The following is a 6,434-nucleotide window of genomic DNA, read 5'->3' as shown; positions in this document are numbered from 1 at the left end:
TGGATCCATGGCTTCCGCCGCCTTCGGATCCGCTGGGAGATCCGCGACGACATCCACGAAGCGTTCCTCAAACTGGCCTGCTGCGTCATCACCTACCGACGCGTCCAAGCATTCTGTTAGCTCCTCTAAGCCGTCTTGGGGATTTGGTGTGCGCTTTGGGTAGGTGGCCGGGTAGGAGGGGCTGCCGTGGTGATGAGGCCGTTGCGTGTGGAGTTGACGCCGATGCAGGAGGCCGAGCTCGGGCGGCGGTTGCGGGCGCGGGATCTGAGCGTGACCGAGCGGATGCGGCTCACGCGAGGCCCCACGACGGGATCAGACGGTGAGGACGAGCTTGCCCTGGAGGTGACCGCCGTCGAGCAGCCGGTGCGCGTCGGCGACGCGCTCGAACGGGAACGTCTCCTGCACGTGGATCCGGAGCCTGCCCTGTTCGACGAGTTCGACGAGCCCTCTCAGGGCGACCCGATCGGGGTCGACCGCGATGCCGCTGAAGCGCATGCCGGCCGCCGCGTACTTGGCGGCGAGGGCCGAATCCCCCTCGGCGACCGCCGTCACCAGGTGACCGCCTGGGCGGAGCACTTCGAGCGACCGCTCGACGGTGTCGCCGCCGATCGTGTCGAGCACGACGTCGATGTCGCGGACCGCCTCGGTGAAGTCGACCGCCGTGTAGTCGATCACCTCGTCGGCGCCGAACTCCTCGACGAACTTCCGCTTGCTCCCGCTGGCGGTCGCGATCACGTGCGCGCCGAGCGCTTTCGCGATCTGGATCGCGACGTGGCCGACCCCGCCACCACCGCCGTGGACCAGGACGCGGTCGCCCTCGGTCACGCCGGCGAGGTCGACGAGGCCCTGCCACGCCGTCAGCCCGACGACCGGCAGGGCCGCCGCCTCGACGTGTGAGAGCGACGCAGGCTTGCGTGCCAGGTGCAACGCCGGCGCAGACACCACCTCGGCGTAAGCGCCCCCCGCCCGTGGGAACAGTGGCATCCCGAACACCTCGTCGCCGGGCCTGAACCTATACGTCAGCGATCCCTCCTCGACCACGCCGCTGATGTCCCAGCCGAGGATGAACGGCGGCTGGCCGAGCAGCGGGGGGAACTCGCCGGCGCGCAGGAGCGCCTCCAGCGGGTTCAGCCCGATCGCCTTGACGCGGACGAGAACCTCGGTGGGGAGGGGCTGGGGCTCGGGCGCGTCCACGATGGTGAGCACCTCGGGACCGCCGAGCGTCTGCTGGGTGATGACTCGCATGACTCTCCTGGCTTCGAAGGGGGAAGAAGACCCAGGCTATGAATTTGATAGGAACCAGCAGGTACCTTCGGCGCGAGTACCTTGGGCGCCATGAGCGGTTTCGGTCCCGGTGATCCCTTTCTCGCCGACTGTCCGGCGCGGCTGGCGGTCGAGGTGATCGCCGACAAGTGGACGGTGGTCGTGCTCTACGGCCTCAGCAAGGGCCCGGTGCGCCATGGCGAGCTGATCGAGCTGATCGGCGGCATCTCCCGCAAGATGCTCACCCAGACGCTCCGACGGCTCGAGGCGCACGGACTCATCCGCCGCCACGCCTACGCCGAGGCGCCGCCCCGCGTCGAGTACGAGCTCACCCCGCTCGGGGCGACGCTGATCGATCCGATCCACATGCTGACCGAGTGGGCGAGGGCGAACGGCGACGCAGTGCTCGATGCGCTCGGCACCGATCCCGAACCGGTAGCCCATAGCGACGGAGGCCCCCGCTAAGCGGCTTGGGTGAAGTTCGCTGCTGATCCTCGGATGCGGGTCTGCTGGCGGGTCAGGGCTTGGTCGACGGCGGCTTCGATGTCGTCCGTGCTGGTGTGGGCGCGGTCGGGGTAGTCCTCGTACTTGGCCGAGCGCCAGACGCGTTCGATGGCGTTGAGCTCGGGGCTGCGGGGTGGCAGGTAGAACAGTTCCACTCCGATTCTCGCCAGCTGGTCGCGCCGGCCCTTGAACGCCTTGGCCACGTGTGCGGAGGCGTTGTCCAGCACTACGGTGCACGGCCGGGGCCGCCGCCAGACGGGCAGAGCACCGATGCCATCGGCGGCCAGGTCCAGGGAGGCGGCCCCGCCGGGCAGGCCGGCCAGCTTGGAACAGAGGAACTCCAGCAGCACCCCGGCGTCGCTCTTCCCCTGGGTGTGCTGCCACAGCAGGTCGGGAGCGGTGCCGACGAATAGGGCGCCGAACACGTTGACGCGCCGGTCGCGAGTGTCCTCGCGGGGCACCACGGCGCGCTGCCCGATCCGCGACCAGGTGTAGCCGGTGGGCGTGGTCGGCGCGAAGCCCGACTCGTCGAGGAAGACCAGGTCGCGGATGCCCGCATCGGCCTCGGTGCGCAAGTCTTCCAGCTTGGCCCGCGCGGCCTGCTGGAGGACCGGGTCGGCGAGGTGCCGGAGGCTGTCGCGGGTGCGCTTCCACCGGAAGCCGTCCCGGTGCAGCAGCACCGACAGCCACGAGGAGTCCAGATCCACGCCGCGCTCGGACCGCAGGCACTGCGCCAGCCCTGCCAGCGTCCAGGTCCTCCCGCGCCCAGCACGGCGGCCGGCCCGGACGCGGTGCGTCCGCCAGGGCTGCGAACCCGCCGCCGGCAAACCGGTGCAGCGCCCTGCGCACGGTGACCACGTGCCTGACGACGATCAGCGCGATCTGCGGCACCGTCCGGCCCTGCGCCGACAGCCGCACACACTCCAGCCGCATCCGCTCATTTACCGTCAGATCCCACGTTCGCAGCCGACACCCAAGCTCGGCCTCCTGCACCGCCGACAACTCCACACGCAACGGCCTCATCACCACGGCAGCCCCTCCCTCCAGGCCACCTGCCCAAAGCGCACAACAAATGGCCAAGACTTAGACCGACCGGCAAATGGATCACTTGAGGCGTCGGGTGGTGGGGCGGCCGTCCCAGCGATAGCGGCTCGTCGAGCGTCGGATGAGCATGCGGAGCGTGACGAAAGAGGAGCGAGCGATGTCGCAGCCCTCTGATCTGGTGGCGCTCCTGATCGAAAGAGATAGAACGTGGCCGAACGAACTTGACCTCAAGTTAGGTTGACTTTCTACGGTCGATCTCGTCGAACCAGCTCAGGCAAAGGCGGAGGGACCAGCCATGAAGTACTCGCACAGCGACGCCGAACTGATCGAGCAGCCTATCGGCTACTGGAGTTGGGCGGCCTACAAGGCCATCGTCACCCGCACCCGGGCAGCCCTCGCGGGGATCGGCACTACCCAGCCGCAGTGGTGGGTTCTCGCGCAGGTCGCACGCGCCGACACCGTCAAAACCCGCGACGAGGTGTCCCGCCTCCTCCGAAATTACCTCGACACAGGTCCGGAAGCCATGGAGTCGGAGATCGACAAGACCATCGCCCAAGGCTGGATCACCGAGGACGCCGAGGGATGCCTCGGCATCACGACGAAAGGCCGGGCATTCTATGACAAGGCAGCGGCCCTCCAGGACGAGCTGCGGGCGGAACGGCACGCGGGCATCTCCGGAGAGGAGTACTTGAGCACCCTCAAGGTACTCCAGCGATTTCATCCACAACACCGGCGGGCGCGCTTGGCACCACTGAGACCGACTGGCGAACGGTGGTGGCACTGACGGCTGGTCACTCAAGAGCACGAAACAGGCACGGGCCTGGGTGATCATGGAGTTCTCTACGCTCAGTGATCCCTGGAGGGCCCGTGCCTGCTGTGCCATCCTGCCTGCTCGAACCCCTGTGGGACCAGTTCGCCGTCCTGCTGCCCGCGCGCGATGACTATGCGCCCACCCACCCGCTGGGCTGTCACCGTCGCCGGGTCCCGGACCGGATCGTCTTCGAGCACATCGTGCAGGCTCTGGTCCACGGCACCGGGTACGAGCGGATCGCCAGTCCGGGTTGCTCGGATCGCACCATCCGACGCCGTGTCAAACTCTGGTCACAGATGGGCATATCAGAGCAGATCCACGCCCTGGCACTCCAGGCGTACGACCGGATGAACGGCCTCGGACTGGCTGAGATCTCCGTGGACGGCTGCATCACGAAAGCTCCCTCGGGCGGCGAGAAAGCAGGACGCTCCCCGGTCGACCGGGGTAAGCAGGGACTGAAGCGATCGGTGGCCTCCGACGCGGCCGGAGTTCCTCTGGGAATCGTCTCCGCAGGCGCCAACCGGCACGACTCACCGCTGCTCGGCCCCACCCTCGAAGCTACGAAGGCCCAGGTAGGAGCACTCCCCGAGCAAGTGAACGTCAACCTGGACCGGGGCTACGACAGCGCCAGGACCCGTGCCTTGCTTGACGAGTTCGGCTTCACCGGCGAGATCGCTCGTAAGGGGGTGCCCGCACCGATCCAGGCTGGTAAGCGGTGGGTGGCCGAGCGTTCCCATTCGTGGATGAACGGCTACGGCAAGCTGCGGCGCTGCACCGAGAAGGACGGCAGCGTCGTGGACTTCTACCTCTACCTAGCCGCCGCTGTCGTCACGCTCCGCATGCTCATCCGACGCTCGACGAGCCGCTATCGCTGGGACGGCCGCCCCACCACCCGACGCCTCAAGTGATCCATTTGCCGGTCGGCCTAAGTCTCCCCAGTACGTTCGTACGCGCACAGGGCCGCACTCCCCGGGAGGGGGGTGCGGCCCTGCCGCGTTCTAGACGCACACATCGACGGACGCACACACGCTGATACACGACTGAGCGGTCGCCGCGGAACGTCTGATACACGCGTGAGCCCTTCCGGCGGTCCGCCGGGTCCAGGATCGGTGGCCCGGACGGGACGGCCGGGTGCCGTTCCTCCTCCGTACGAGATCGCCGCGGGGACGGCCCGCGGCGGACGAAAGGGGAGACGTTGATGCGCAATTGGATAAGTCGGAGGGCGGCCGCCGTCCTGACGACCGGGGTTGCCGTGGCCGCGTCCATGGTGGCCGCGACGCCGGCGCAGGCCATCAAGGGCGGCACCGAGTCGACCCACGCCTACTCGTTCATGGGATCGTTCCAGCCCTCCTTTCCCAAGTCGCCGCACCCGGACGGACACGGCTGCGGGGTGGAGGTCCTCGCGCCGCAGTGGGTGCTGACCGCGAGCCACTGCGCCGGTAAGAACCCGACCATGGCGAGAGTGGGGGTCCCGAAGGGCTGGAAGGTCCGGGTCGGGTCGCTGGACACCAGGTCCGGGGGCGAGGTGGCGGAGGTCGATCACTACTACCGGCTGGCGACCTTCGATGACGACGTGTTCTGGGGCAAGGACGTGGCGTTGATGCACCTGCGCACCCCGGTGCGGGCCAAGCCCGTGCGGATCGCCTCGGCCACGCCGGCGGACAACTCCCCCGTCCGGATCATGGGCTGGGGCATGACCTGCGACGACGACACCGATTCGGCGTGCTACCCGCATCGGCTGCGGGAGGCCGACACCGTGGTCCAGCCGCGCTCGAAGTGCACGGAAGCCGACGTCGGAGAGCTGTGCGTCGGCAGCGACGACGGCAGCGTCACCACAGGGAACACGGACTCCGGTGGGCCCGCGCTGGTCCGTGAGGGCCGCCAGTGGGCGGTTGCCGGTGTGGTCAGCGGCCCCGACTGGGAGAGCGGCAGGACGCGGTACACGGACGTCACCAGGCACGCCGACTGGATCAACGGCATCATCAGCGGCGCCCACGTGCCGCCCGACGACAAGATCCCGAACGTGGAAGGCGCGGTGGACCTGGGCATCTGCGTGGGCTCGGTGGTGAGCACCCCGGCTTCCCGGCCGCAGGACCCGGCGCTGATGATGACCAACGGCCACTGCGTGGAGGGGAAGCGGCCCGCGCCCGGAGCCTCGCTGACGGACCAGCCGGCCGACCGCGAGGTGCCGATCGCCGACCGCCAGGGCTACCCGACGACCACCGCCCATGCGAAACGGCTGGTGTACGCGACGATGACCGGCACCGATGTCGCGCTCTACCGTCTGGACCAGACCTACGCGCAGTTGAAGGCCGAGGGCGCGAAGGTCTTCCGGCTCGCGTCCTCCCCGGCGCGCGCGGGCGACTCGCTGACCATGGCCTACCCCACCCACCGTTTCCACTGCACCGCCGAGGCCGTGGTCCCGCACCTGCGGGAGGGCGGCTATCAGGAGGACCACTCGATCCGCTACGCCACCGGCGAGGACTGCGCCCCCTTCTTCGGCACCTCCGGTTCGGCGCTGCTGGCCCCCGACGGCACCACGGTGGTGGGAATCCACAACACCCACAACGACGACGGCGAGAAGTGCACCGACAACAACCCCTGCGAGGTGGGCTCGGACGGAACGGTGACTTCCGTCAAGGGTCGCGGCTACGGTCAGCAGGTCTACGGGATCGCGTCCTGCATGACGGCGGGGTCGAAGCTGGACTTGTCGCGCGAGGGCTGCACGCTCACTGGTGCCACGCCGCGCGCGGGCCACGGGCGCTGATGGGGCAAACCCCGGCCACGGGCGCTGATTGGGCAAGGCGGACCT

General features: G+C 68.8%; 5 protein-coding genes and 4 pseudogenes. 5 read left to right on the top strand and 4 right to left on the bottom strand.

The window, feature by feature from the left end; genetic code table 11:
- A pseudogene (locus ACLJWH_RS26405) lies at positions 1-120 on the top strand (IS5/IS1182 family transposase); the annotation flags it as partial.
- 192 nt (positions 121-312) lie between these two features.
- On the opposite strand, the gene ACLJWH_RS26400 reads toward ACLJWH_RS26405, so the two are convergent.
- Positions 313-1,245 carry an NADP-dependent oxidoreductase gene (locus ACLJWH_RS26400; RefSeq protein WP_411144231.1) on the bottom strand — a complete coding sequence of 311 codons (933 nt, stop codon included), beginning with the start codon at positions 1,243-1,245 and terminating at the stop codon, positions 313-315.
- A gap of 90 nt (positions 1,246-1,335) precedes the next feature.
- Between ACLJWH_RS26400 and ACLJWH_RS26395 the strand changes: the two genes are divergently transcribed.
- Positions 1,336-1,728: a winged helix-turn-helix transcriptional regulator gene (locus tag ACLJWH_RS26395; RefSeq protein ID WP_411144230.1), complete on the top strand. Its 393-nt coding sequence runs from the start codon at positions 1,336-1,338 to the stop codon at positions 1,726-1,728.
- On the opposite strand, the gene ACLJWH_RS26390 is transcribed toward ACLJWH_RS26395, so the two are convergent.
- From ACLJWH_RS26390 to ACLJWH_RS26380, 3 genes and pseudogenes are all read right to left on the bottom strand, one after another.
- Positions 1,725-2,594, bottom strand: coding sequence for a transposase (locus ACLJWH_RS26390; protein ID WP_411144229.1), 870 nt, complete (start codon positions 2,592-2,594; stop codon positions 1,725-1,727). The genes ACLJWH_RS26395 and ACLJWH_RS26390 overlap by 4 nt on opposite strands.
- Positions 2,554-2,700 (bottom strand): annotated as a pseudogene (locus ACLJWH_RS26385) (helix-turn-helix domain-containing protein); the annotation flags it as partial. The gene ACLJWH_RS26390 and the pseudogene ACLJWH_RS26385, both read right to left, overlap by 41 nt.
- A 171-nt stretch (positions 2,701-2,871) precedes the next feature.
- Positions 2,872-2,961: pseudogene (locus tag ACLJWH_RS26380) on the bottom strand (IS5/IS1182 family transposase); the annotation flags it as partial.
- A gap of 145 nt (positions 2,962-3,106) precedes the next feature.
- Between ACLJWH_RS26380 and ACLJWH_RS26375 the strand changes: the two are divergent.
- From ACLJWH_RS26375 to ACLJWH_RS26365, 3 genes and pseudogenes are all read left to right on the top strand, one after another.
- Positions 3,107-3,566 (top strand): annotated as a pseudogene (locus tag ACLJWH_RS26375) (MarR family winged helix-turn-helix transcriptional regulator).
- Positions 3,567-3,678: 112 nt separating this feature from the next.
- Complete coding sequence (locus tag ACLJWH_RS26370) at positions 3,679-4,530, top strand: IS5 family transposase (protein WP_411144228.1); 852 nt, start codon at positions 3,679-3,681, stop codon at positions 4,528-4,530.
- A gap of 290 nt (positions 4,531-4,820) precedes the next feature.
- The gene (locus ACLJWH_RS26365) at positions 4,821-6,389 is read left to right on the top strand and encodes a trypsin-like serine protease (RefSeq protein WP_411144227.1); all 1,569 of its coding nucleotides are present in this window, start codon (positions 4,821-4,823) and stop codon (positions 6,387-6,389) included.
- Positions 6,390-6,434: the final 45 nt, after the last annotated feature.

It is taken from the genome of Streptomyces sp. x-80, from assembly GCF_046549095.1.
GTDB lineage: Bacteria > Actinomycetota > Actinomycetes > Streptomycetales > Streptomycetaceae > Streptomyces > Streptomyces celluloflavus.
Note: the sequence above shows the minus strand (reverse complement) of the source record. Positions and strands in the feature narration are given on the sequence as shown.